Origin of the sequence: Arthrobacter terrae, assembly GCF_015708085.1 — a bacterium.
In the GTDB taxonomy this organism is placed as follows: domain Bacteria; phylum Actinomycetota; class Actinomycetes; order Actinomycetales; family Micrococcaceae; genus Arthrobacter_M; species Arthrobacter_M terrae.
Map to the genome: position 1 here is coordinate 123,918 of NZ_JADNYM010000012.1, position 24,197 is coordinate 148,114.

At 63.5% G+C, this 24,197-nt stretch carries 24 protein-coding genes; 17 read left to right on the forward strand and 7 right to left on the reverse strand.

The features are described 5' to 3' along the window. Nucleotide 1 precedes the first annotated feature (1 nt). Both IV500_RS11010 and IV500_RS11015 read right to left on the reverse strand, forming a co-directional pair. Nucleotides 2–976 carry a 1-phosphofructokinase family hexose kinase gene (locus IV500_RS11010; protein ID WP_196396852.1) on the reverse strand — a complete coding sequence of 325 codons (975 nt, stop codon included), beginning with the start codon at nucleotides 974–976 and terminating at the stop codon, nucleotides 2–4. Then, nucleotides 973–1,761: a DeoR/GlpR family DNA-binding transcription regulator gene (locus tag IV500_RS11015; RefSeq protein WP_196396853.1), complete on the reverse strand. Its 789-nt coding sequence runs from the start codon at nucleotides 1,759–1,761 to the stop codon at nucleotides 973–975. Before IV500_RS11015 ends, IV500_RS11010 begins: the two co-directional genes overlap by 4 nt. A 183-nt stretch (nucleotides 1,762–1,944) precedes the next feature. On the opposite strand from IV500_RS11015, the gene IV500_RS11020 reads away from it, so the two are divergent. The 4 genes from IV500_RS11020 to IV500_RS11035 are packed head-to-tail and all read left to right on the forward strand — an operon-like array spanning nucleotide 1,945 to nucleotide 5,206. After that, on the forward strand, nucleotides 1,945–2,874 hold the full coding sequence (locus tag IV500_RS11020) for a hypothetical protein (RefSeq protein ID WP_230854817.1): 930 nt from the start codon (nucleotides 1,945–1,947) through the stop codon (nucleotides 2,872–2,874). Further along, complete coding sequence (locus IV500_RS11025; protein ID WP_196396854.1) at nucleotides 2,858–3,619, forward strand: 5-oxoprolinase subunit PxpA; 762 nt, start codon at nucleotides 2,858–2,860, stop codon at nucleotides 3,617–3,619. Before IV500_RS11020 ends, IV500_RS11025 begins: the two co-directional genes overlap by 17 nt. Before the next feature lie 33 nt (nucleotides 3,620–3,652). After that, nucleotides 3,653–4,297, forward strand: coding sequence for a 5-oxoprolinase subunit B family protein (locus tag IV500_RS11030; protein WP_196396855.1), 645 nt, complete (start codon nucleotides 3,653–3,655; stop codon nucleotides 4,295–4,297). Next, nucleotides 4,298–5,206 carry a 5-oxoprolinase subunit C family protein gene (locus IV500_RS11035; protein ID WP_196396856.1) on the forward strand — a complete coding sequence of 303 codons (909 nt, stop codon included), beginning with the start codon at nucleotides 4,298–4,300 and terminating at the stop codon, nucleotides 5,204–5,206. An 87-nt stretch (nucleotides 5,207–5,293) separates the two neighbouring features. Here IV500_RS11035 and IV500_RS11040 read toward each other — a convergent pair whose 3' ends face one another. Genes IV500_RS11040 through IV500_RS11050 form a run of 3 tightly spaced genes read right to left on the reverse strand, consistent with a single transcriptional unit; the run spans nucleotide 5,294 to nucleotide 10,593 of the window. Continuing rightward, nucleotides 5,294–7,816 (reverse strand): polynucleotide kinase-phosphatase, encoded by a 2,523-nt coding sequence (locus IV500_RS11040; protein WP_196396857.1) that lies wholly within the window; start codon nucleotides 7,814–7,816, stop codon nucleotides 5,294–5,296. Next, complete coding sequence (locus tag IV500_RS11045) at nucleotides 7,813–9,273, reverse strand: 3' terminal RNA ribose 2'-O-methyltransferase Hen1 (protein ID WP_312875904.1); 1,461 nt, start codon at nucleotides 9,271–9,273, stop codon at nucleotides 7,813–7,815. The genes IV500_RS11040 and IV500_RS11045 overlap by 4 nt, the downstream gene beginning before the upstream one ends. Before the next feature lie 24 nt (nucleotides 9,274–9,297). Next, entirely contained in the window at nucleotides 9,298–10,593 is a 1,296-nt protein-coding gene (locus tag IV500_RS11050; RefSeq protein WP_230854836.1) for a DUF445 domain-containing protein, read from the reverse strand. 151 nt (nucleotides 10,594–10,744) lie between these two features. Here IV500_RS11050 and IV500_RS11055 point away from each other — a divergent pair, with 151 nt between their 5' ends. From IV500_RS11055 to hutH, 12 genes are all read left to right on the forward strand, one after another. Further along, nucleotides 10,745–11,635, forward strand: a complete 891-nt coding sequence (locus IV500_RS11055) for a glycerophosphodiester phosphodiesterase (protein ID WP_230854818.1) — start codon at nucleotides 10,745–10,747, stop codon at nucleotides 11,633–11,635. A 57-nt stretch (nucleotides 11,636–11,692) separates the two neighbouring features. Beyond that, entirely contained in the window at nucleotides 11,693–13,543 is a 1,851-nt protein-coding gene (locus IV500_RS11060) for a glycoside hydrolase family 15 protein (protein WP_196396860.1), read from the forward strand. Further along, nucleotides 13,540–13,974, forward strand: a complete 435-nt coding sequence (locus tag IV500_RS11065) for a DoxX family protein (RefSeq protein WP_230854819.1) — start codon at nucleotides 13,540–13,542, stop codon at nucleotides 13,972–13,974. The genes IV500_RS11060 and IV500_RS11065 overlap by 4 nt, the downstream gene beginning before the upstream one ends. Next, the gene (locus IV500_RS11070) at nucleotides 13,974–14,732 is read left to right on the forward strand and encodes an AzlC family ABC transporter permease (protein WP_196396861.1); all 759 of its coding nucleotides are present in this window, start codon (nucleotides 13,974–13,976) and stop codon (nucleotides 14,730–14,732) included. Before IV500_RS11065 ends, IV500_RS11070 begins: the two co-directional genes overlap by 1 nt. Continuing rightward, nucleotides 14,732–15,043: an AzlD domain-containing protein gene (locus IV500_RS11075; RefSeq protein ID WP_196396862.1), complete on the forward strand. Its 312-nt coding sequence runs from the start codon at nucleotides 14,732–14,734 to the stop codon at nucleotides 15,041–15,043. Before IV500_RS11070 ends, IV500_RS11075 begins: the two co-directional genes overlap by 1 nt. 136 nt (nucleotides 15,044–15,179) lie before the next feature. Next, entirely contained in the window at nucleotides 15,180–15,380 is a 201-nt protein-coding gene (locus IV500_RS11080) for a ferredoxin (protein ID WP_196396863.1), read from the forward strand. 3 nt (nucleotides 15,381–15,383) lie between these two features. Continuing rightward, nucleotides 15,384–15,755 carry a thiamine-binding protein gene (locus IV500_RS11085; RefSeq protein WP_196396864.1) on the forward strand — a complete coding sequence of 124 codons (372 nt, stop codon included), beginning with the start codon at nucleotides 15,384–15,386 and terminating at the stop codon, nucleotides 15,753–15,755. Nucleotides 15,756–15,829: 74 nt separating this feature from the next. Continuing rightward, nucleotides 15,830–16,768: a DNA-methyltransferase gene (locus IV500_RS11090; RefSeq protein ID WP_196396865.1), complete on the forward strand. Its 939-nt coding sequence runs from the start codon at nucleotides 15,830–15,832 to the stop codon at nucleotides 16,766–16,768. Between the two features lie 15 nt (nucleotides 16,769–16,783). Beyond that, nucleotides 16,784–17,701, forward strand: coding sequence for a spermidine synthase (locus IV500_RS11095; RefSeq protein WP_376770205.1), 918 nt, complete (start codon nucleotides 16,784–16,786; stop codon nucleotides 17,699–17,701). 125 nt (nucleotides 17,702–17,826) lie between these two features. Continuing rightward, nucleotides 17,827–18,621 carry an IclR family transcriptional regulator gene (locus tag IV500_RS11100; protein WP_196396866.1) on the forward strand — a complete coding sequence of 265 codons (795 nt, stop codon included), beginning with the start codon at nucleotides 17,827–17,829 and terminating at the stop codon, nucleotides 18,619–18,621. 163 nt (nucleotides 18,622–18,784) lie between these two features. Next, nucleotides 18,785–20,533, forward strand: coding sequence for a urocanate hydratase (gene hutU, locus IV500_RS11105; RefSeq protein ID WP_230854820.1), 1,749 nt, complete (start codon nucleotides 18,785–18,787; stop codon nucleotides 20,531–20,533). A 106-nt stretch (nucleotides 20,534–20,639) separates the two neighbouring features. Continuing rightward, nucleotides 20,640–22,214, forward strand: coding sequence for a histidine ammonia-lyase (hutH, locus tag IV500_RS11110; RefSeq protein ID WP_196396867.1), 1,575 nt, complete (start codon nucleotides 20,640–20,642; stop codon nucleotides 22,212–22,214). Between the two features lie 22 nt (nucleotides 22,215–22,236). Here hutH and IV500_RS11115 read toward each other — a convergent pair whose 3' ends face one another. Further along, complete coding sequence (locus IV500_RS11115) at nucleotides 22,237–22,791, reverse strand: transposase (RefSeq protein ID WP_196396868.1); 555 nt, start codon at nucleotides 22,789–22,791, stop codon at nucleotides 22,237–22,239. 264 nt (nucleotides 22,792–23,055) lie between these two features. Continuing rightward, complete coding sequence (locus IV500_RS11120; protein ID WP_196396869.1) at nucleotides 23,056–23,721, reverse strand: TetR family transcriptional regulator; 666 nt, start codon at nucleotides 23,719–23,721, stop codon at nucleotides 23,056–23,058. 156 nt (nucleotides 23,722–23,877) lie between these two features. On the opposite strand from IV500_RS11120, the gene IV500_RS11125 reads away from it, so the two are divergent. Continuing rightward, complete coding sequence (locus IV500_RS11125) at nucleotides 23,878–24,093, forward strand: hypothetical protein (protein WP_196396870.1); 216 nt, start codon at nucleotides 23,878–23,880, stop codon at nucleotides 24,091–24,093. The last annotated feature ends 104 nt before the right edge of the window (nucleotides 24,094–24,197 follow it).

Genomic DNA, 24,197 nt, shown 5'->3' on the forward strand with positions numbered 1-24,197 from the left:
CTTAATTCTCCTTGGCATCGGACAGGACCGTGACGGACACGGCAGCGGGATGGGTTTGGGACAACGCCGGGACGGTGGATCCCGGCAGAGCGGTGGCGGCAGCCCCATGGGCCACCGCCTGCTGCAGGCTTTGCGGGCCGGTGGCACCGGCTGCCTGGCTCAACAGATAGCCGGCCAGCGCGGAATCGCCCGCGCCGACAGTGCTTCGCGCAATGATTTTGGGGCTGCGGGCAAGCCAACTGCCCTCTGGGTTCACCAATACGGCGCCCTTGGAGCCCAGCGTGGCCAGTACGGCTCCCACGCCCGCGTCCACCAACGTTGCCGCGGCTTTGACAGCCAGCAGGGGATCGGCTTCCAGACGATACGGGTCCGGGAAACCTGTCAGCTCCGCCAGTTCCTCTGCATTGGGCTTGACGAGATCCGGGAGCGAGTCACCGGGTCCGGCCAACGCGGCCGCCAGCGGAGCGCCGGATGAATCGATGGCAATCCGCGGGGCCGCTGGACCGAAAGCGGAGCGCACAGCCATGGTCAGTTGGGCGTAGAAATTCACCGGCAGACCGGGCGGCAGCGACCCGGCCAGGACCAGCCAGCTGGCGCCTTCGGAATTCTCCACTACCAGCTGCAACAGGGCACGCTGCTGCGCTTGGGCAATGACGGGCCCGGGTTCATTGAGCTTGGTGGTGGTGCCGTCGGGCTCGGTAATGGTGATATTGCTGCGCAGGGCAGTACCCAAGTGCAGGCCATGGTGCGGGATCCCGAGCGTCCGCAGCGCAACCAGAACGGCGTCGTCGTAGTCCCCGGGCAGGAGCGCGAGAGAGTCCACCCCGGAGGCGAAAAGCACCCGGGCAATATTGACGCCCTTCCCGCCCGGTTCCTGGTGGGCCACGCCGGCGCGCTGAACTTCGCCCCGGGCCAGCGGCGCGGTCAGTTCAATGGTCCGGTCCAGACTGGGATTAGGAGTCACCGTGACAATCATGCGATCACCAGCTCGACGTCTGCCGCGGCAAGGGCCGCAATAAGATCTTCGGCCGGCCGGGCATCGGTGATGAGCGTGTCAATTTCCCGCAGGGCAGCGAACCGCACCAGGGTTTCCTCGCCGAGCTTCGAAGAGTCGGCCAGGGCCACCACCCGGCGGGCGGAGCGGACAATGGCCATTTTGATGGCGGCCTCTGCGCTGTCCGGAGTGCTGAGGCCGAACTGCGCGTGGACGCCATTGGCACCCACGAATGCAATATCCGGGCGGAGTGCTTCCAGGCGTTCACTGGCTGTAGCACCAACGATGGCGCTGGTCAGGCCGCGGACCCGCCCACCCAGGATCTCCAACTGCAGTTCCGGATTGGCGCAGAGCCGGTGCGCAATGGGCAGAGCGTTCGTAATGACAAGGAGGGCATCGCCCGGGCTCGCAGGGGCCCAATCGGTGAGCAGTTCGGCCAGCAGTGCGGTGGTCGTCCCCGAGTCCAGGAGGACCGACCCGGTCCGGGTGGAGGGAATGAGTGCGGCGGCCGCCGCGGCGATCCGGGTTTTTTCTGCCAAATGCTGTGACCGGCGTTCATCAAGGCTTGGCTCGGACATGCTCAGCCGATCCAGTGCCACGGCGCCACCGTGAACGCGGCGCAGGCGACGCGTGTTCTCCAGACCGGCCAGATCCCGGCGAACGGTTTCGGCGGTAATTCGGAACAGCTCGGCGAGTTCTCCCACCGTAACGCGGCTGCGGGCGGCCACAAGTTCGGCGATCTTATCCTGCCGTTCTTCGGCAAACATCGTGCCTCCAAAGTATCGTGACAGACATCACATTGATGTCTGTTTGATTGACTTTATCTTTGTTTGTCTTCATATGTCAAGGAAAACAACACAAACACAGATTAACTTTCCGGTGCGGCTATGCAAGTCTGCGGGTCGGGCAGTGCCCTACGCTTGAACTGACAATCGAGGTCAGGGGTACACATGGCGAAGAAGTTGAAGTCAAAGGGACGCGGCAAACCAAATCCGGCCGTACGAATCGCTACCGAGGCGGCGTTTGACCCTCAGGGCAAGCCCAAGCCCGCCGTCGCGAAGATCCTGCTGCGCGCCGTCGACGTCCAGCGGCCGCTGGTGCTGGCCAATCTGCGCCGGCTCCGACACAAACACCCGCAGGCCAGCGCCGCCAAGCTCAGCTCGCTGCTGGAGCGGGACTTTCTCCGCGCGGTGTCCGGCGGCGGTGCGGCGATCGGCGCTACAGCCATTGTCCCCGGACTGGGAACCGTGGCTTCTCTGTCCATTTCCGCCGCGGCGACGGTGGTATTCCTGGAAACGACGGCACTCTATGCGCAATCCGTGGCAGAACTGCACGGCGTGAGATTGGCAGATCCGGAGCGCGCCAGGACCACAGTGATGGCCATCATGCTCGGTGAAGAAGGCACGTTCATGGTCCAGGGCCTGACCGGCCACGCGCTGGGGACGGGACATACCCCGATGAAGGCATGGGGGCTTGCGGTAGGCAAGGGTCTGCCGACGTCGGCCGTAAAAAGCGTTGGCGGACAGATCCAAAAGCGCTTTCTGAAGAAATTCCTCATCCGTGAGGGCACGGCTTGGGCGGGACGGGCTGTGCCGTTCGGCATCGGCGCCGTCATCGGTGGAGGCGGAAATCTGATCATGGGGCGGGCCGTCGTCGCCGCCAGCCGAAAGGCCTTTGGTCCCGCTCCGCTGATGATCCCGGCCGAGCTCCTGGCGGAGTTGGAACGGTCCACGAAGCGCGCAGACAAGGTCAGCGGCAGTACTACGGACGGCACGCCAGCGGCCGGACCTATTCCGGCCGAACGGAAGGGCCACCGCCTGGCATTGCCGCATTTGCCGCATTTCAGCCGAGAGGACCGAGGACGTGGACCTGAACAGTGATCTGGGCGAGTCCTTCGGGGCATGGCGGATGGGCGACGACGGCACTATTCTGTCGTTGGTCAGCAGCGCCAACGTGGCGTGCGGGTTCCACGCCGGTGACCCGCTGACGATGCTTGAGACCTGCCGTCGGGCCGTGGCGGGCTCCGTCCGGATCGGCGCCCACGTGAGCTATCGGGATCTGGCCGGTTTTGGGCGGCGGGCCATGGATATCGGACCTGTCGAGCTGTACGGCGACGTCCTCTACCAACTGTCTGCGCTGGACGGAATTGCCCGGACCGCCGGCGGCAAGGTGGACTATGTCAAGCCGCACGGCGCGCTGTATAACCGGATCGCCCACGATAGAGGCCAGGCCCGCGCTGTGTGCTCGGCGGTGCAGGACTTCGGCCGGCGCCGGTCGCTGGCCCTGCCGATGCTGGGCCTGCCCGGCTCGGTGATCGCGGACGAGTGCAGGACTGCCGGTCTGCCGTTTTTTGGTGAGGCGTTTGTTGACCGCGGCTACCTGGCGGACGGCACGCTGATCCCGCGCGGACAGCCGGGGGACCTGCTGGTTAATGTGGATGACATCGCACCCCGCGCCGTGCGCATGGCGCGCGAGCGGACAGTACTGGCCAGGGACGGCGCACTGATACGGCTGGATGTGCACTCGCTGTGCGTTCATGGCGATACGCCCGGTGCGGCAGCGATGGCCGCAGCGGTCCGGGCAGCGCTCGCAGGGGCGGGGGTCCCGGTTGAGTCATTCTGCTGAGGAATCGAAGCACTTCGCGTACCGGGGCCAGGGATGCAGCTGACTGGTGCGCCGGAGCCTATCCTGCTGCCGTGCGGGGACGGAGCCGTGCTGGCCGAACTGCCGAACCTGCAGGCAGTCCTTGGCTACTACCGCGGACTATCCCGCTCCACACCGGCCGGTCTGCTTGATCTGGTGCCCGCCGCCCGCACTGTTCTGGCGACTTTTGATCCGGATCGCGTCAGTGTGGGAACCATCCGGCGCTGGATGCTAGGAACCACGCCGCTGCAGGGATCCGTTTTGCAGGCCCCGGAGGTTGTCATTGACGTGCGCTATGACGGGCCTGATCTCGCTGTGGTGGCGCACCACCTGGGCCTGACGGAGGCCCAGGTGGTTAACGTGCATAGCAGTTCGTTATGGACCGCGGCCTTCACCGGCTTTGCCCCGGGGTTTGCCTATCTGGTGACCGATCATGAGCGGCTGCGCGTGCCGCGCCGGAATGTTCCGCGCACCAAGGTGCCGGCAGGTGCCGTGGCGCTCGGCGGGGAATTCAGTGCAATCTATCCCGCAGCTTCCCCGGGCGGCTGGCAGCTGATCGGGCATACCGATGCGGCCATGTGGGGTAGCGGAAACGGGCCCCTCACGCCCGGCGACGCCCTGATCACGCCCGGCACGCTGGTGCGGTTTCGGGAGAGCTGAATGAGTAGCGCCTTTGCACAGGTCGCTGCCACGGGTCCGCTGTCGCTGGTGCAGGATCTGGGCCGTTCCGGCGCCGCCGCCATGGGCCTTAGCCCCTCCGGTGCGCTCGACCGCCGTTCGTTGCTGCTGGCCAACCGGCTGTTGCGAAACGCTGCCGGAGCGGCCGGGCTGGAAATTCTCCTCGGTGGCCTGCGGCTGGATATTACCGCCGGCGCTTGGGTGGCCGTCACGGGCGCGCGCGGCCTGGTCCTGCTTAACGGCAAGCCGTGCCCCTTGAATACAGCGCTTTTTGCCGCAGCCGGATCCGTGCTGGAATTCCGCGTCCCGGACGCCGGCCTGCGCTATTATCTGGGGACCGCCGGGGGTTTGGCGGCGCCGCTATTGTCCGGGTCCGCGAGCTCGGATCTGCTCTCCGGCATGGGCCCAGGGCCGCTGCGGGTGCACGACGTCCTAGCCAAACATCCGGCTCGGACTCCAGCTTGCCCCGGCGCGGCAGGCGCCACAGCTGCAGCTGCCGGACCGCCCACGGTCAAGGACCCGCCGCACCCCGGCCGGGCCCTTGCCCTGCGGATAACCGACGGCCCGCGACGGAACCTGTTCACCACCTCAGCGTGGCGCACGCTGACAGGACAGGAGTGGGAAATCTCCCCGGACAGCAACCGGATCGGGGCCAGGCTGCTCGGCACTGCGCTGGCGCAACGGGAGGGTGCAGGAGCGCAGTTGCCCAGCGAAGGCATGGTGACCGGCGCACTGCAGGTGCCGCCGTCGGGCCTGCCGACTATCTTCCTGGCAGACCATCCTGTCACCGGTGGTTATCCGGTGATCGCCGTCGTCCGGCGCAGCGATCTGGACGCAGTGGGGCAGGCCGGGCCCGGGCAGAGAATCCGCTTTCTGGCCCCGCCGCGTTGAGGGTGGCGGTTGCGGAACGATTCTTCATTTGCGAAAAACTATCGGGCAGAACAGGTGACTGCTATTTGGGTGGTACTTCTGTCCCAACTACAGCCGGGGGTCCAACGGCTCGGATTCCAGAGCAAGGACTCCGAAGACCATCTGGTGGATCTTCCACAGCGGTGCTCCCGTAGACGTCAGCCTCAGTGCCTCCAGTCCCAGAATGTATTCCTGCAGGGCACGATTACGCTTCTTGTCCGTCGAACGCTGGCGCAGGCGTTCGAGATTCGCCTCCTCCAGGTAGTCCGGGCCATAGATCAACCGCAGGTACTCCCTGCCGCGTACCTTGATACCCGGCTGCACCCAGCCACGCTTGGCCTTGCTGAGGTTCAGCCATGGCTTGACCACCATTCCTTCGGAACCGGCGGCTGTAGCCTCCTCCCACCAGCGCACCGCGGCCTCCATCTCCTTGTCCTGGCCCAGATCCACGCGCAGGTACCGGGTGTTGGCAAACAGGTTGGGCTCCGCCGCGGCGAGCCTATCGCTGATCTCCAAGTGCCACCCGTGGTCCCGGGTCTCAAAGCTCTGTTCCTCGGCGGCCAGTACTTGGAAAGCGGCGAAACGCAACTCATCGGCGGAACCAACATAACGCCGGTAGGACTCCCGAAATGCCTTGGCATTTGACTGGCGCGTACGGGTACGGTCAAGCAAGCCGTGGACGTCAATACCGTTGCCCGCGGTACGTTCCAACACCGCCACGGAGGCATCCGTCGCTGCAATGGCTGAGGCTCCCACCGAGGCATAGATGTCCCTGATCAGCGGCTCTGCCTTCAGCGACCACGGCATCAATTCGCCATCGAGAATCAGCCAATCACTGTCCAGCTCGTCCCACAGCCCGGCGCGCTCCACGGCCTCGTGGGCCTGCAGCAATACCCGGCGTTCGTCTTCTGCCTTCAGAAATTGCCGTCCGGTGCGGGTATGCAGTGCACCCAGCCAGGCTTCGGGTGCGTTGAATCGACCGGGATTTCGAGCCAGCAGCATCACGGCACGCGAGCCCATGTGCTTCTCTTCGCAGACCAGCTGCGTGACGCCCTGGCGCCGGAAGTAGCCAAACGCTTCGTTAGGGTGCTCCAGGTAGCCGGGCCGGGACGAGGATTCGGCGGGGGACATGGTTGGCGGCAGGTAGCACAGCCACCGCGGATCGATGGCGAATCGGCTCATAGTTTCCAATGCTCCGGCGGCCTGGGCATCGTTGATCCGTACCGTTCCCAGACCCTCGGCCCTCAGATGAAGCGACCCGGAGACGTCTTCCATGGCCAGTGCACCGGGCTTACGCTCCGGGCCGCGCGGGGATTCCAGCGGCCTTCCCGGTTCGCAGTACTTCTTCAGAGCGGGGAACTGGATGACCTCTCGTTCCGGATAGCGCATGGCACTGAGTGCACCGCCGAATACACAGCCGGTATCCAGGCAGGCAGTGTTGTTGATCCACGCCACCTCGGTGACCGGGGTGTGCCCGTAGAGCACCATCGCGTCCCCACGGTACTCGTTGGCCCATGCATAGCGCACCGGCAGGCCGTACTCATCGACCTCTCCGGTCACCTGACCGTACAGGGCAAAGGCACGCACCCTTTTGGAAGCCCGGCCCTGGTACTGCTGAATCAGCCCCGCATGGGCGATCACCAGCTTGCCGTCATCCAGGACCAGATGCGAGACCAGCCTGTCGCAGAAGTCAGCGACCCTGCGGCCAAATCCCTCTTCCTGCCCGCCCAGCTGATCCAGCGTCGCCTCCAGCCCGTGGGTCAAGGCAACTTTGCGCCCGCGCAACCCGCGCACCAGTTTGTCCTCATGGTTGCCTGGTACACACAGGGCATGGTCCTTGCCGACCATGCCCATGGCCAACCGCAGTACACCGGCCGAATCAGGACCGCGGTCAACCAGGTCTCCCACGAAAATGACCCGGCGCCCTTCGGGATGCACGGCATCTGTGGCACGACCCGCTTCATCACTAGCCACTGCGTAACCAAGTGTCTGAAGCAGCAGCAACAGCTCATCAAGGCAACCGTGGACATCCCCAATCACGTCGAATGGCCCATGTTCGCCGCGGAAATCATTGAGCAGCTTGTGCCGCTGGATCACCGCGCTGTCGACTTCCTCCTGCGAGGAAAGCATTTGCACCCGGAGGAAACCTTCTCGGCGCATTCCACGCAGGGACTTGCGCAGCTGCCGGTGCTGGCGGCCAATCACCGCCGATGCGACCGACCGGGCCCCACGCCCCGCATTGCGTTCCAGGCACAGCTTCAGCGGCATGTCCAGCACGATCGCCGAAACCAGCACGTCCTGCGCCCGCGCCACCTCCACTAACTTTTGCCGGGCGGAGGGCAGGATGTTGGTGGCATCCACAACGGTCAGCAATCCGGCTTCCAGACGTTTGGTGGCCACAAAGTTTAATGCCTCGAAAGCCGCCGGGGTCACGGACTGGTCTGTTATGTCGTTTCCGACCAGCCCACGGAAGTAATCGCTGGAAAGCACTTCGAAGTCACCAAAGTGCTTCGCGGCGAAGCTGGATTTGCCCGAACCGGAGACACCGACCAACAGCACCAGGGCGACCTTTGGAATCTGGATTTGGTTCATGCTCCTGCCTTTCGGAAGATTGCCATCTGGGTGGGTGCTCCGGCGCTCACCGAGACCTCACCCACGGGACGGTATTCCACGCCATAGCTGTGCCGTTCTGCGACCGCTTCCGCCCATTGGGCGAAATCGGCCCGCGTCCATTCAAAGCGGTGGTCATCATGGCGCAAACTTCCACCGGATAATGCCGGATACAAGTGGTTGTAATCGGAGTTCGGGGTCGTCACGATCACAATGCTTGGGGCGGCCCCGGCAAAGATTGAATCTTCCAGCGCCGAAAGCCTGCCTGGTTCGATATGTTCAATGACCTCCATCAGCACCGCCGCGTCAAAGCCGGCGATCCGTTCGTCGTGGTACAACACGGAGCTGTGCAGCAAAGTGATTCGGGTCTTGTCGGTGTCTGCTAGCTCATCCAGGTTCATGGCGCGGGCAGCTTGTTCCAGCGAACGGGCTGATACATCTGTGCCGAGGATCCGCGTGAAGAACCTGTCCTTCTGCATCCGGCGCAGCAGCGCACCTGACCCTGAACCCACGTCGACTACCTCGTGGGCACCGCAATCCTTGAGTGCCGTCATGACCGCCTCCGCACGCAGCACGCGCAACGGCTGTGGTGAAGCCCCCTGTGTAGGATTTTGGGCACTTGCGATTCCGGGGGGTGCGTTGGTTTCCCCCGGGATCCGGGCATCGGCCGCGGCCACCAGGTCTTTTTGATGGGCAAGGTACCGGTGGGAGATCAAGGCGCGTTCAGGATGCCCTGGCAGCCAGCCCTCGCCCTGGCGCACCAATTTCCCGGCCTCGTCGTCATTGACCCAATAATGCTTGCTGTCGTCCAGCACCGGCAGCAGGACATAAAGCTGGCGCAGGGCCAGGTACAAGGGCACCGTTCCAGTGAGCACCAGGCTGCTGTATCGGGAGTCGTCCCACAAGGGATAGACCTCATCAAGGGCGATGTGCCGCTGATCGACCGTCCAGCCCAACGGGACGAACAGCCGCTGGGCCAGATCGTGCCCGTCACGGCCGCGGGTGGAGATTACCGGTACTTCAAGGCGCAGCGGCAGCGCAGTATTGGCCAGCTCCGGGTAGGCCTCGCTGGTGGGAGTCATGGCGCTTCGCAGTACCCTGCCCATGGCCACGGCCAACAGGCTGGACGCCGTGTATGGCCTGTCATTGATGTAGTAGTCAAGTACTCCGTCGTCACCTCGGAACCGCTTGCTGCGGACCAAGCCGATGGCATCAACTTCCAAAAGCAGCGCCGCGGTGGTCCGTTGCGGCGAGTACTCCGGGTAGAACAAGTGGGCGTTACCTACCGGCAGTTCAAACGTCTGCAGGCGACCGGGGTGCTTGCGCAGCAGATGGGACAGTGCCGTGGCATCAAGTGGGGAATCAGCCCCCGGCTCGAGGGTGATGGTGATCAGCAACGTCTCACCTTCCGGGATCTTGGCGCAAAAGGTTTCCACCACGCATTGACGGGAAAAACGATCGGTTCAGCGGAAGATCAGGCTGGCGACGGCGTAGATGGCCAGCCCGGCCAGTGCACCCACCACGGTGCCATTGATCCGGATGAACTGCAGATCCTTACCCACCTGCAGCTCGATCTTCTGCGAGGTCTCCACCGCATCCCAGCGTTCCACGGTGTCGGTGATGACGGACGCAATCTCGTGCCGGTACGTTTTCACCAGGTAGGACGCCGCGTCACTGATCCACGCATTGACCTTGCCCGCCAGCTCCGGATCCTCCACCAGCCGCCGGCCGAAGTCCCGGATGGCTGCGGTGAACTTTATCCGCAGCTCACTGTCAGGATCATCGGCGGCGGTCAGCAGCGCGGACTTGATCGTTTCCCAGGTGCGTCCGGCCAGCTCACGAACGCGCGGATCATCCAGGATCTGCTCCTTGATGGCATCTGCCCGGGCAATCATCGCGGGATCGTGCTGGAGATCCTGGGCCAGGTCTTTCAGATACTTATCCAGCTGCAGCCGGACCTGGTGCTGCGGATTGTTCTGCACGGCGTGCACAAACTTGTTCAGCTCCGTATAGACCTTGTCGCCCACCATGCCGTCCACAAAGGTCGGCACCCACAGCGGCGAGCGGTCCGAGACGAGCGAGCTGATGACTTCGTGATTGTGCTCCGTCCAATCGGCCGCGGTGTCCATCAACAGATCGACCAGCTGGTGGTGATGGCCCTCGTGGAAAATCCGCTCCGCCATTCGACCCACGGGGGGCCCCCACGGCGGATCCACCAAATGCCTGCGGACCATGGACTCGATCACGTCGCGGACATCGTCGTCCTTAAGGATTTTCATGGCGCCGCGGATCGCGGCCGAGCCTTCGGTGGCGATGCGCTCGGCGCTGGCCGGCTTGGTCAGCCAGGCGCCCGCTTTTTGCGCGATACCGACGCTGCCGAGTTTCTCCTGCACCACCGTTTCGGAGAGGAAGTTGGTCTCCACGAAGTCGCCCAGGCTCGCGCCGATGGCGTCCTTACGGTTGGGGATGATGGCCGTATGCGGAATCTTCAGTCCCATCGGATATTTGAAGAGGGCCGTCACCGCGAACCAGTCAGCCAGCGCGCCGACCATGCCCCCTTCACTGGCCGCCCGGACGTATTCAAGCCAAACATATTCGCGCTGCAGGGCGAACGAGACGGTGAAAATTATGGTCATCAGGATCAGCAGGGACAGCGCCAGTGTTTTCATTCGGCGCAGCCCGGCGGCCTTTTCGGCGTCGCTGCCCACCAGGCCATCCGGCCGGCTGCCCGAGGGACCGCCGGCCGCCTGCACGGACATCGATTCTTTCGGTCGGGACTGATCGGTGAGCGCCATAGTGCAAGCGTAGGCCAACCATGCCACTGCCGTACCCAATCGTGGCCTGGCGGGGACTGGGGACGGCGACGGGACCAGCAAGTGCCGGCGCAGCAGGATGGATTATCGTGGTGGAATGATGCCTCTGATCTATGCTCATCGTGGTTCCAGCGCCCACTTCGCCGAGCATACCCGGGCCGCGTATCTGCAGGCCATTGCTGACGGCGCCGACGGAGTCGAGTGCGATCTTCAGCTAAGCGCAGACGGCGAGCTCGTGCTGCTGCATGACGAGACCGTGGACCGTACCTCTAACGGCTCCGGACCGCTGGCGCAACAGACCCTGGCGCAATTGCAGGAGCTGGACTTCTGTTCCTGGAAGGACGCCACGGTTCCGCTGCAGTACGGCTCAGTTCGCGAACAGCTGCTGACGCTGGAGGCGCTGTTGGATATTCTCAGCGGCGCGGGGCGGCAGATTGGCTTAGCCATAGAGTTCAAATACGCCATACCGCAGGCACCGGCGGATCGGGCGGCAGCCCGGGACAAGACGAGTGCCGGGGACAGGTCCTTGGAGGAGCGGACGCTGCAGGTGCTGCGCGCCAGGGGTTGGCAACCCGAGGATTCCAGGGCCGGAAATATTGTGGTGTCGTTTATGAGCTTCAATCCCGATTCCATGCGGCACTTGGCTGCGACCATCCCGGGGCGCTCGCTTTGTGCTCTGCTCGAGGATGTCGCTGTAGAGGACGATTTAGCCGAGGATGCCGACGGGGACACTCCGGCTGCCATGCTGCGTTCAATCATGGCAGCGGGCGAGCGGCTGATCGACGACGCCGTGACAGGCCTGGCCGGTCCCGGCGTGGCGTACGTGCGTGCGCATCCGGACCGGGTGCGGCACTGGGCAGATGCCGGTACCCGGCTCCGTATCTGGACCGTTAATGACACACAGGATGCGCGGTTCTGCCTTTCGCTGGGGGTCCATGAACTCACCACCGATGCCCCCGCCGGGCTCCGGGCTGCCCTCACGCGCTGATGTTCAGCACACGGGCCAAAAAGGGGAACCGTCCGTTGGATGTGATTGCATGGATCTATGGCATCACGCATCGAGGATTACGCCCTGCTTTCGGACATGCATACCGGGCCACTGGTCTCGCGCAGCGGAAGCGTCGATTGGCTCTGTTTCCCCCGTTTTGATTCTCCGTCCCTGTTCGGGGCGCTCCTCGGGACGGAGGAGAACGGGCGCTGGCTGTTGGCACCCAAGGCAGCGGACGCCGTCGTCGTGCACCGGGGCTACATTGACGGCACCTTCGTGCTGCAGACTCACTGGCACGCCGACGGCGGGAGCGTGCGGATTACTGAGTTCATGCCGGTGGGGGACAGGCGCGCCTCGCTGGTGCGGCGGGTCGAAGGGCTCAGCGGCACCGTCCAAATGAAGCACGAGATCAAAATCCGTTTCGGCTATGGAACCGTGCTGCCCTGGATGAGTAAAATGACCGATCCGCAAGGCCACAAGGTACTCCGCGCAGTGGCGGGACCGGATGCTCTGGTGCTGCGCGCAGAGGTACTTCCGGTGGCCGCCGAGAACAAGCACAGCGGGGAGTTCACCGTTACCGCGGGGCAGATCACGGATCTGGAGTTGACGTGGTTCCCCTCGCACCGGGCGCTGCCTGCCGCGATCAACGTTGACGCGGCGCTTGATGCGACCGTCAGCTACTGGTCCGACTGGGCCTCAAGCTGTACCTTGGATGGCCGGTACGCAGACGAAGTGAAGCGCTCACTGCTGGTGCTGCGGGCACTGACCCATGAGGATACCGGCGGCATCGTCGCTGCGCCCACCACCTCGCTGCCGGAGGATTTCGGCGGCGCGCGTAATTGGGACTACCGATACTGCTGGCTCCGGGATGCGGCACTGACGCTGCAGGCGATGCTCACCCACGGTTATGCGGATGAGGCAATGCATTGGCGCAACTGGCTGCTCCGGGCCGTTGCCGGCGACCCGGAGGATCTGCAGATTATGTACGGACTCTCCGGCGAGCGGGAGCTGACCGAATCGGAGCTGCCGCAGCTGCCCGGCTATGAAAATTCTTCGCCGGTGCGGATCGGGAACGGGGCGGTGAGCCAGTACCAGGCCGATGTAGTTGGCGAGGTGATGGTCTCTTTGGAGAAACTGCGGGTAGCCGGCGGCACCGAAGATCTTTTTTCCTGGCCGCTGCAGCGGGCCCTGCTCGGTTTTGCAGAAAAGCATCTGGACGAGAAGGACAATGGCATCTGGGAAATGCGCGGTGCGCCGCAATATTTTACCCATTCACGGGTGATGATGTGGGCCGCCTTTGACTCCGCGGTCCGTGCCGTCCTGGACCATGGCCTGACCGGGCCCGTCAAGCGCTGGGAGCGGCTGCGGGATCAGCTGCAGGAAGAAATCCTGACCCACGGTTTCAATGCGCAGCTGAACAGTTTCACCCAGACCTACGGCGGTACGAATACGGATGCGTCGCTGCTGTGCATCCCGCAGGTTGGTTTTCTGGCGTACGACGACGAAAAAATGTTGGGCACGGTGGCGCGCCTTGAGCAGGAGCTGCTGGATGCGGACAACCCCGACTCGCTGCTGCTGCGTTACCGCACCGAGGCGGGAATGGACGGTCTGGATCCGGGGGAGCATCCATTCCTGGCCTGCTCATTCTGGCTGGTGGAGCAGTATGCGCACAGCGGACGGGAGGAGGAAGCGGTAAAGCTGATGGACAGGCTCGTGGGACTTTCTAACGAACTCGGACTGCTCAGCGAGGAATATGCCGTCACCGAGGGGCGGATGGCGGGCAACTTTCCGCAGGCATTCTCCCATCTGGCACTGGTCCGGGCCGCTGACGCGCTGCACGCCGCTGACGTGCTGCACGGCGCTGACCGGACGAGCCTGGTCTCCGCAGGTCAGGACGCACCGGCATGAGGACCGTGCGCTCCGACTCCGTGCGTAACTGCTCCCTGCGGCCAAATTATGCCGTGCTGGGACTCGCGTTGGTGCTGGCGGGCAGTACCGCAATGCATCTGGGTAACCCAAAGTTTTTTTACGGCGTCGTGCCGCCGGCACTGTGCACCGATGCCGGCGGTCGGTTGGGCGTGCTGAGCCGGGCCCAGTGGGTGATGCTGAGCGCCGTCCCGGAGGCCATGGCGGCGGTGGGACTCCTCATTCCCGCGACCCGGAAGCCGGCTGCGACCGCCACGGCGCTGATGTTCGGGGCTTTCACCGTCGGTCATCTTAGCGCCCTTCGGCGCGCATTCGGCCCGCGCGGGACGCCGAAAGCCAGGCTGATTCATTCGCTGCGGTTGCCGCTGCAGGTTCCGCTGATCCTTTGGGCCTGGCGCCTGCGCGGCAGCTGATGACGTTCCTCCAATCGGCCGCCGTCCGGGTCGGGCTGTCTATCAGTGTGGCCACCGGGCTTTACGGGGTCTCCTTCGGGGCGCTGTCCGCAGCATCGGGGCTGGTTTTTTGGCAGACCATGGCGCTGAGCCTGCTGCTGTTCAGCGGGGGCTCGCAATTCGCTTTTATCGGTGTGCTCAGCGGTGGCGGAAGTCCACTGGCGGCCATGAGCGCGGCAGCGTTGCTGGGCATTCGAAATGGCGTATATGGCATGCAAATCAACGCCCTGCTGGCTCCACGAGGACTGCTGAAGATAGCAGCCGCGCACGTGACCATCGACGAATCGACCGCCAGCGGCACCGCGCAGAGCGATCCATCCGAGCAGCGCCGCGGCTTCTGGGTGGCCGGAATTGGGGTATTCCTGCTTTGGAATGTTTTCACTGCCGTGGGTGCACTGATCGGGGATGCGCTCGGGGATCCGAAGCACTGGGGCCTGGATGGCGCCGCCGTTGCGGCTTTCCTGGGCCTGCTATGGCCGCGGATCAGGAGCCGACAGCCGGCGGCCATAGCAGTCGTCTGTGCCGTGGCAACCTTGCTGGCGGTGCCCTTCGTGCCCCCTGGGGTGCCGATTCTGGTAGCCGCCCTGGTGGCGGGCTTAATCGGCTGGTTCCGGCGCGGGCACGAACGCGACGGGATGGAGCCCGACGTAGAACCCCACCTTCATCCCGGCCGGCCCGGCACGGGCGACGCAGCAACAGCTGGATCGCGTGGCACCTGATGAGCCTCTGGCCTTGGATACTGCTGGCTGCTGCGCTGGCTTTTGCGACCAAGCTGCTGGGGTACCTGGTCCCGGCGAAGGTGCTGGCGAACCCGCGGATGTCGCGCGTCGCGGGTACCCTGACCATTGGACTGCTGGCGGCTCTGACCGTACTGAATACCGCCGTCAGCGGGCATCACGTCGTCGCCGACGCCCGGCTGGGTGCCCTCGCGGGTGCCGCCGTCGCCCTGTATTTCAAGGCGCCGTTCCTGCTGGTGGTAGTGGCCGGGGCAGCTGTCGCTGCCGCCCTGCGATTCCTCGGCTGGAGCTAGCGGCACCACGGCCGGCGGCGCCGAGCGGTAACGCATGCTGCCGCATGGACTTGCGTGCTGTGGTGGGGGAAAATGGATGATGGCGGGGACGGGCTTGCAGCCCGCCAATGTCCCGTTTTTGTCAGGAGACCAAATAATGAAGATTGAAATTGAACCTTACAGCTGTGTCAGCAGCGGCAACTGTATTATCGCCGCGCCGCTGGTATTCGATCAGGACCCCGAGGACGGCCGGGTCAGGCTGAAGACGGATGAGCCGCCGGAGGATCAGCGGGCGAATGTTGATAAGGCCATTTTCCTGTGCCCGGCCCAGGCCATCGAATGGGCAGAGGAGGACTAGCGCATGTTGGTTGCTTTTTCACTCGCCCCATCCGGAACCCCGGTGCAGACCGGGGATGCTGTCCACGCCGGCTCAAGTGCGGACGGATCAGGCGCGGATGCCTACGTTCAAAACGGTTCGGTCCACCTCGCCGTTGCGGCCGCCGTCAAGGTGGTTCGGGAATCCGGGCTGCCAAACCACACCGATTCCATGTTCACCACCGTTGAGGGCGACTGGGACGAAGTCATGGACGTGGTCAAACGTGCCTCCGAGGCCGTCGGCCGGTTCGGCAGCCGCGTGTCCCTGGTCCTGAAGGCAGACATCCGGCCCGGACACACCAACGAGCTGACCGGAAAGGTGAACCGTCTTGAGAAGGCGCTCGGCGAAAGCCGGTAGCCGGCGAATCAATGGTGCGCCCGCGGGCGCGGCCGGGATCCCGGTGCCGCGGCCGTGTCCGATACCCTTAAGCCATGACTGAGACCAAAGCCAGCGACGCAGCGGGGCACCTATGGTCACCCACAGACGGGAACCTTGTGGTTCACGGCGACAATTTGGAATTCCTCAAAACCCTGCCGGCTGAAACCTTTCGGCTGATCTATATTGACCCGCCCTTCAATACGGGAAAAGTCCAGACCCGGCAGACCATGAAGAACGTCCGTTCCGCTACCGGAAACCGGATCGGCTTCAAGGGGCAAAGCTACGACACAGTCAAAGGGATGGCCTTCGGGTACAGCGACTCCTTCGCCGAGTATTGGGACTTCCTTGAACCCCGATTGGAAGAGGCGTGGCGTCTTTTGACTGAGGACGGAACGCTTTACCTGCATTTGGATTACCGTGAGGTGCACTACGCGAAGGTGCTTCTGGACGCGCTCTTTGGCCGGGACTGTTTCCTCAATGAAATTATCTGGGCGTACGACTACGGAGCGCGGGCCAAAAAGAAATGGCCGGCCAAGCACGACAATATCCTGGTGTACGTCAAAAACCCGGATAAGTATTTCTTCAACAGCGCTGAGGTGGATCGCGAACCTTATATGGCGCCCGGCTTGGTCACACCGGAAAAGGTCGCGCTCGGGAAGTTGCCGACGGACACCTGGTGGCACACTATTGTCTCCCCCAACGGTAAGGAAAAAACAGGCTATCCAACGCAAAAACCGTTGGGTATCCTGCGGCGGATCATTCAGGCGAGCAGCGAACGTGGGGACTGGGTTCTGGACTTTTTCGCCGGAAGCGGCACCACCGGTGCCGCGGCCCAGGAACTACAACGGCAATTTGTCCTCGTGGATCAGAACCCCGAGGCCATCGAAATCATGAGGAAGCGGCTGGCCGACGGAACATCACAGATGCGCATAATGGAGCAGGATCCGGCCAATAGCCCTGCCTTGTACGCTGGCAATGTTGCTAAGGGTTGAGATGGGATTGCGTTAGTGGGCAGGCAACGGTTCAGATCCGGTAAAGCGCTGGCCGCCGCGACAGAAGAGCCGGCTGGTGGTCCGGCCGCTGGACCGGCAGGTGGAACAACGGGTGGGCCCGTCGCCGGAACCTACGAAATTGACACCGGCCGGGCCGAACTGATTCCCGACGGTGACAATCCCGATGGCTGGCTGCTCAAGCTCAACGGAGTGCAGAGTTCCCACGTGGATCTGGGCGATCCATTGCGGCTGGACTTTGAGTACATGCGCTGGATCATCGCCTTGGTCCGGAGCCGCTGGCCGGTTCCCGCCGGCCGGCTGGACGAAAAGCTGCGTGCGCTCCATCTGGGCGGTGCGGCCTGTTCCATGGCCCGCTACCTGGTGGCCGCCTACCCTCAATCGCGCAATGTCGTCATCGAAATTGATGCCAAGCTTGCGGATTATGTGCGCAGCTGGTTTGATCTGCCGCGGGCGCCGCTGCTGAAGATCCGGGTGGGCGAGGCACGCGAGGTAATCGAGTCACTCAGCGACGGCAGCCGCGAGCTGATCATCCGGGATGTTTTTGCCGGCGCCTTTACGCCAAAACCGCTGACCACTGCCGAATTCACCGCTGCGGCGCGGCGGGTCCTGGCCCCGGGCGGGATGTACATTGTCAACTGCGGTGACAGCCCCGCCCTGAGTACGGCCAGACGTGAAGCAGCCACTATAGGCTCGGTTTTCCGGCATACGGCCATCGTTGCGGATCCCGCCATGCTCAAAGGTCGCCGGTATGGCAATATCATCATTGCCGGAAGCGACCTGCCGCTGGGACAAAGCCCATCGCTGCCGCGTGAGCTGCTGGCGGGAGCTATGCCTGCACAGCTTTGGGACGACTCTGCGGTGCGCGGTTTCGGGCGCACCGCGCAGGTGCTCATGGACGAACCAAAGGGCTAGCCGGCGGGACTGCCGGCAAAGTGCGGGAAGCTTGAGTACGGTATCCCGGACGCCTGGGCGACCTCGCGCCCGGTTTATAGTTTTCCGGGACCAGCGATAAGGATAAGGACCTAGACGAGGACTTCATGACCAGCCAAGCCAAAGCCACGTCCAAAGTTCCGGCCGCGGAAAACACCCTGCGGATCCTGACTTTGCTGGCGTCCAAGCGCGGCCCGCTCGCGGCATCGACGATAGCAACAGCCTTGGAGCTGCCGCGTTCCAGCGTCTACCACCTGCTCGGCGTGATGGAGCAGAGCGGTTTTGTGCTCCATCTGCACGAGGAGCAACGTTACGGCCTCGGCATCAGCGCGTTCGAGCTCAGCAGTGCCTATTCACGCCAGGAGCCGTTGTCCAGACTGGGGCGTCCGATGTTGGCGGCCCTGGTGGATGTGATCGGCGAGAGTGCACACCTCGCCGTCCTGCATGGCCGCGATGTGCTCTACATCGTTGAGGAGCGCGCCAAAAACCGGCCTTCGCTGGTGACCGATGTCGGTGTCCGTCTCCCCAGCCACTTGACCGCCAGCGGGCGGGCCATCCTCGCGGCATTGCCTAAATCTCAGGTGCGGGCGCTCTACCCCAATGCGGCAGCCTTCAGCAGCCGAACCGAAACCTCATCACCGATCCTGAAATACTCGGCCCTGCAGGCGCATCTGGATCAGGTCCGCCAGCGCGGCTATGCCACCGAGAACGGGGAAGTGACGGCCGGCTTCGGATCGGTGGCCGCGGCTGTCACTGACCACGTCGGTTGGCCGACGGCGGCAGTTGCCGTGACGTTCCTGGAAGAGAAAGTGCCGGCGGAACGGTGGCCGGAACTCGCCCGACGGGTGCAAAAGGCGGCAGATGACCTATCGCATCGCCTTTATGGCCGGCCAGCCGCCTGATTCTCCCGGGTGATCCTGCCGGCCCAATCCCGCGAATCCTGTTCCGGGCAGTTCCGGAGTCTGGAATACCGGACGCTGCTGGAGCGAAACATCTTGGTGCGCACCGCCTCACGTTGTTTGATGTAAGTGATAAGAATTTAATCCCCAACCGTCAGGAGTCGAGATGGCGCAGACCGATCTGCCCCGCAGCAGCAAGCCAGAATCGAGCAAGCCAGAATCGAGCAAGCCGGGCGTTGATTTCTCCAAGGGCGCCCGTCCGGTAAGGGCCGCCCGCGGCACCGAACTGACCGCAAAAAGCTGGCAGACGGAAGCCCCGCTGCGGATGTTGATGAACAACCTGGATCCGGAGGTCGCCGAGCGCCCCGATGATTTGGTGGTTTACGGCGGTACCGGCCGTGCCGTGCGCAGCTGGGACGCCTTCGACGCGATCACGCGCACCCTCACCACACTGGAAAAGGACGAGACGCTCCTGGTCCAGTCCGGTAAGCCGGTGGGCGTCTTCCGCACCAACGAGTGGGCGCCCCGCGTCCTGCTGGCCAACTCCAACCTGGTCGGGGACTGGGCCAACTGGCCGGAATTCCGCCGGCTCGAGGCCGAGGGCCTGATGATGTACGGCCAGATGACGGCCGGATCCTGGATCTACATCGGCACCCAGGGCATCCTGCAGGGAACGTACGAAACCTTCGCCGCCATTGCGGAAAAGCGATTCGGTGGCACCCTGGCCGGAACGCTGACGCTGACCGGCGGCTGCGGCGGCATGGGCGGCGCGCAGCCGCTAGCCGTCACGCTCAATGGCGGCGCCGTCCTGATTGTCGACGTCGACGAGACACGTTTGCGTCGTCGTGCCGGCAAGCGCTACCTCGACGACGTCGAAACTGACTTGGATGCCGCCGTCGTCAAGGTACTTGCCGCGAAAGAGCAAAAGCGTCCGTTGTCGGTCGGTTATGTCGGGAACGCCGCCGAGGTGTTCCCTGAGCTGCTGCGTCGGCACAAGGCCGGTGAACTGACGATTGACATTGTCACGGATCAGACCAGCGCTCACGATCCGCTCAGCTACCTCCCCGAGGGCATCGCCATGGATGAATGGCAGCGTGAGGCCGGTGCGGATCCGGACGGCTTCACCAAGAAGGCCCAGACGTCGATGGCCAACCAGGTACAGGCGATGGTGGAGTTCCAGGACGCCGGTGCTGAGGTCTTCGACTATGGCAACTCGATCCGTGACGAAGCGCGTAAGGGCGGCTACAACCGGGCTTTCGACTTCCCCGGTTTTGTGCCCGCCTACATCCGCCCGCTCTTCTGCGAGGGCATGGGACCGTTCCGCTGGGTGGCCCTCTCCGGTGATCCGGAGGATATCCGGGTCACCGATGAGGCACTCAAGGAGCTCTTTCCGGACAATGCACACCTGCACCGGTGGCTTGATGCGGCGCAGAAGCACGTGGAATTTGAGGGTCTGCCCGCGCGGATCTGCTGGCTTGGCTATGGAGAGCGGGCTAAGGCCGGAGTGCTGTTCAACCAACTGGTGGCCCAGGGGAAGGTGAAGGCTCCGCTCGTGATTGGCCGCGACCACCTGGACTCCGGTTCCGTGGCTTCCCCTTACCGCGAGACCGAATCCATGGCTGACGGCTCGGATGCCATTGCGGACTGGCCGTTGCTCAATGCCATGTTAAATACCGCCTCAGGCGCCACCTGGGTCTCCATCCACCACGGCGGAGGCGTCGGCATCGGCCGCTCCATTCACGCCGGCCAGGTCTCGGTTGCCGACGGCACCGAGCTCGCCGCACAAAAGCTGGAACGCCTGTTGACCAATGATCCCGGCATGGGGGTCATCCGCCATGCCGACGCCGGCTATGACCGCGCGCTGGAGGTGGCCGCCGAGCGCGGCGTACGGATTCCCATGTCGGAGGGAAACTAACTCATCGACTGAGCACTAGGTGTCGGATACAGCCCTGTATCCGACACCTAGTGCTCCATGGATCGCCCGAACCGGAAGAACCCAACAACTTAGAAGGTAAGAAATCATGTCCGCAGAAGTCCTCGAAACCCGCGAAGTCCTCCTTTCCAGCTCCGGTGTCACAGCCGAGGACGTGATCGCCGTCGCCCGCCACGATGCGAAGGTGACCATTAGCCAGGAAGCACTGGAGACCGTTGCCAAGGTGCGGGCACACATTGACAAACTCGCGCACTCGGACGTTCCGGCCTATGGCATTTCCACCGGCTTCGGAGCCCTGGCGAACCGGCATATCCCGATGGATATGCGCACCCAACTGCAGAAATCGCTGATCCGCTCGCACGCTGCCGGCATGGGCCCGGCCGTGGAGCGCGAAGTAGTCCGGGCCTTGATGTTCCTGCGCGCCAAGACGCTGGCGTCCGGTCGTACCGGTATCCGTCCGGTCGTAGTACAGACCATGGTGGATGTGCTTAACGCGGGCATCACGCCCGTAGTCCGGGAGTTTGGTTCGCTCGGCTGCTCCGGAGACCTCGCACCGCTTTCGCACTGTGCACTGGTGCTGATGGGCGAGGGCGAGGCGACCGGCCCCGACGGCACGGTCTTTGGTCCGTCGGGGCGGCCGGTCTCCGAACTGCTCGCCCAGGCCGGTATTGAGCCGGTGCTGCTGGCGGAAAAGGAAGGACTGGCCCTGATCAACGGCACCGACGGCATGCTCGGCATGCTGCTGATGGCCATCGCGGATCTGCGTGAACTGCTGGCGACGGCGGACATCACCGCCGCGCTGTCCGTCGAAGGCCTGCTGGGAACGGATCAGGTGTTCCTGCCCGAGCTGCACGCTGCTTTGCGTCCGCACCCTGGCCAGGCGGCCAGCGCAGATAACATGCTGCGTGTCCTTTCCGGCTCTGCCATCGTGGCCTCGCACCGCGTCGGGGACAGCCGTGTCCAGGACGCCTACTCGCTGCGCTGCGCTCCACAGGTCGCCGGAGCCGCACGGGACACCGTGGAATATGCCTATCTGGTGGCAACCCGGGAACTCGCGGCCACCATTGACAACCCGGTGGTGCTGCCGGACGGCCGCGTCAGCTCCAACGGAAACTTCCATGGTGCTCCGGTAGCCTACGTGCTGGATTTTCTGGCCATCGTTGCCGCCGACGTGGCCTCCATCGCTGAACGCCGCACGGACCGGATGCTGGACCCGGCGCGCTCGCAGGGCCTGCCCGCTTTCCTGGCCGGCGATCCGGGGGTTGACTCCGGATTAATGATCGCCCAGTACACGCAGGCTGGTCTGGTCTCGGACAGCAAGCGGCTGGCCGTTCCGGCTTCGGTCGATTCGATTCCGAGCTCGGCGATGCAGGAGGATCACGTTTCCATGGGCTGGCATGCGGCGCGCAAGCTGCGTCAATCGGTGCAGAACCTGCGCCGCGTCCTTGCCGTCGAACTGGTGGCAGCGGCCCGTGCCATCGACATGCGTGCTCCACTGCAGCCCGGCCCGGCCGGTGCCGCCGTCCTGGCCGTGCTTCGAGGGAGCGTCGACGGACCCGGCGCGGACAGGTTCCTTTCGCCGGAGCTGCAGGAAGCCGACCGCTTGGTCGGCAGTGGCGCCATCCGGGCAGCGGCAGAGTCCGCCGTCGGCCCGCTCAACTAATACAGCCCGGAAGGCACGTTCTTTACGCCGCGTTCATGTGGCCCCGTTGCCCATGTTCGTTTTGTTGGAGCGGTGCGGCTAGGGACCAGCACCAGCCAGCGAGTTCCCTGGCGACCGCGGTGTTGGCCGTGACGGAGCGCTTCTTGCGGGCGTCGAAGACTTCCCACTTGTGGTGAAGACGGTGGTTGCCTTCCAGAGCACGGATCCGGGTGGTCGGGGCGACCAGGTTCAGTTGCCACAGCAGGCGCAGCCCCGGCCGAGAGTATGGACGTTTGTGTTGCCAGGCTGCCTCGATAAGGAGTTTGCCGGCGTATTTGCTGCCGGCCTTCGTGATCGGTCCCTGGTGCCTGGATTGGCCCGAGGACTGCTCACTGGGCACCAACCCGGCATAGGAGGCAAAGGAGGGCCCGGTGAATCGTGTCCAATCGACGATCTCCACGGCGAGCCCGAAACCGGTGGTGACCTCGATGCCGCGCAGACACATCAACGCATCAACCACCGGCGTGTACTCACAGGCCTTGGCCGTGGCCACGACCTGCTTGTCAATGCGCTTCAACTGCGCCGCGAGCAGTTCCACTCACGCTGTGCGGTGAGGTCTTGCTCTTCCGTAGACACGCGCGCATAGCCGATCATAATCTTAGACTTGCAGATCATTGTTTCACATAGGGCCCCGTCACCGGACAACTCACCGGACGGGTCTTACGGGACGATGGTGGGTAAGCGCTCAAAACAACTTTGATTTTGTGCTTTCGTGTCCTGTGGAGGACCCCCTTACGTGACGGGCTTTAGGTGGGTTCCGTGGGCAGGCTGGCGTCCAGTTGATACTTGGATCAACCCACCCTTAGCGTGCGAGTTTCCCGTTTACTGCGTTGACCCTTCGAACGGGTAGGTCGCCAATAGTGCCCCAGACGGAAAGTTGGCAACGGATAGCCTCGTTCACATCGGAAGGCAAAGTGACGAAACTTCCCGTTGACTCTGACACTGAGATCAGGCCAGCTACTGTTCCAACAATGAGGCGTGAATGAAAACCAATGTTCACCGTCGCGTCAATCAGTTCAGCTCGTTGCGCCTCCCCGAGCAAGCCAGCAGCGTGTGCAGTCCAACCGCTGTAGCGGCCTGGAATTCCATCAGCAATACCTTCAAGTTCGCGGCGGAGTTTGAGCGCAGCCCGCGCCAACGGAGTGTGAACCACGTGCAACGCAACACTAGTGGCGGCGGAGAGCAGCTCAGCCAGTGGTGACTCTGCTTGCCGGCCTGAGCCCATAAATATGCCCGAAGGGTAAGCCGTGTTCAAGACGGAGCACCCGAGCATGGGCTTAGTAGGGAAGTGGTAGCTAACGAGCGACTTGGACATGCCGCTTCTCTTTGCGACGCTCGCAAAACTCGCCTTCTCGAAACCCAATTCATCAAATTCGAGGACTGCCGCATCCAAGATTCGAGACGCCGTGTTTGACGCACCGTGACAAGCCGCGATGGCGAAATCTGAAGTATTTTGTTGCTTCCCCATAATGGGAGTGTTTCACAGGCGTCGAAGCGGGCCAAGTGGAAATGTCAGAATATCGCTTCCTTGGACGCCCGTCCAAGACGTAGCCTCATGCACATACACGGCTTCCATCCCCTAAATGTGGGACGACTTGTAGTCGTGAAAGGAACGGAGCATTTCGTGAAAACTCGAACCCTGGCCATTCTTACAAGTACGATGATCATTTTGGCCGGCTTGTTTGTCGCCTCACCAGCCAACGCGTCGGAAATCTCACCCGACGTCGCCAACCCTTCATCCTTGAGCGTTGTCACCTCGCGGCCAGCACACTTCAAAATGGACGTCGCCGTGCCACTGAGCGTGCTGGCGGCGGAGTCCCTACGTGTCAGCGTTGGGTAAGGCCAGCAGCTCATAGCAACTCCGTCTGATTCGTAGGGCGAGAACCAGGAACATCATCAATGTCTATCTCCACAATTTCGTTGCCGCGGGAGAATGGGTCCATG

Coding starts and splice junctions, on each gene's coding strand:
- IV500_RS11010 (WP_196396852.1), bottom strand. CDS start 976: ATGATTGTCACGGTGACTCCTAATCCCAGTCTGGACCGGACCATTGAA.
- IV500_RS11015 (WP_196396853.1), bottom strand. CDS start 1,761: ATGTTTGCCGAAGAACGGCAGGATAAGATCGCCGAACTTGTGGCCGCC.
- IV500_RS11020 (WP_230854817.1), top strand. CDS start 1,945: ATGGCGAAGAAGTTGAAGTCAAAGGGACGCGGCAAACCAAATCCGGCC.
- IV500_RS11030 (WP_196396855.1), top strand. CDS start 3,653: ATGCAGCTGACTGGTGCGCCGGAGCCTATCCTGCTGCCGTGCGGGGAC.
- IV500_RS11035 (WP_196396856.1), top strand. CDS start 4,298: ATGAGTAGCGCCTTTGCACAGGTCGCTGCCACGGGTCCGCTGTCGCTG.
- IV500_RS11040 (WP_196396857.1), bottom strand. CDS start 7,816: ATGAACCAAATCCAGATTCCAAAGGTCGCCCTGGTGCTGTTGGTCGGT.
- IV500_RS11050 (WP_230854836.1), bottom strand. CDS start 10,593: ATGTCCGTGCAGGCGGCCGGCGGTCCCTCGGGCAGCCGGCCGGATGGC.
- IV500_RS11055 (WP_230854818.1), top strand. CDS start 10,745: ATGATGCCTCTGATCTATGCTCATCGTGGTTCCAGCGCCCACTTCGCC.
- IV500_RS11060 (WP_196396860.1), top strand. CDS start 11,693: ATGGCATCACGCATCGAGGATTACGCCCTGCTTTCGGACATGCATACC.
- IV500_RS11065 (WP_230854819.1), top strand. CDS start 13,540: ATGAGGACCGTGCGCTCCGACTCCGTGCGTAACTGCTCCCTGCGGCCA.
- IV500_RS11070 (WP_196396861.1), top strand. CDS start 13,974: ATGACGTTCCTCCAATCGGCCGCCGTCCGGGTCGGGCTGTCTATCAGT.
- IV500_RS11075 (WP_196396862.1), top strand. CDS start 14,732: ATGAGCCTCTGGCCTTGGATACTGCTGGCTGCTGCGCTGGCTTTTGCG.
- IV500_RS11080 (WP_196396863.1), top strand. CDS start 15,180: ATGAAGATTGAAATTGAACCTTACAGCTGTGTCAGCAGCGGCAACTGT.
- IV500_RS11085 (WP_196396864.1), top strand. CDS start 15,384: ATGTTGGTTGCTTTTTCACTCGCCCCATCCGGAACCCCGGTGCAGACC.
- IV500_RS11090 (WP_196396865.1), top strand. CDS start 15,830: ATGACTGAGACCAAAGCCAGCGACGCAGCGGGGCACCTATGGTCACCC.
- IV500_RS11100 (WP_196396866.1), top strand. CDS start 17,827: ATGACCAGCCAAGCCAAAGCCACGTCCAAAGTTCCGGCCGCGGAAAAC.
- hutU (WP_230854820.1), top strand. CDS start 18,785: ATGGCGCAGACCGATCTGCCCCGCAGCAGCAAGCCAGAATCGAGCAAG.
- hutH (WP_196396867.1), top strand. CDS start 20,640: ATGTCCGCAGAAGTCCTCGAAACCCGCGAAGTCCTCCTTTCCAGCTCC.
- IV500_RS11120 (WP_196396869.1), bottom strand. CDS start 23,721: ATGGGGAAGCAACAAAATACTTCAGATTTCGCCATCGCGGCTTGTCAC.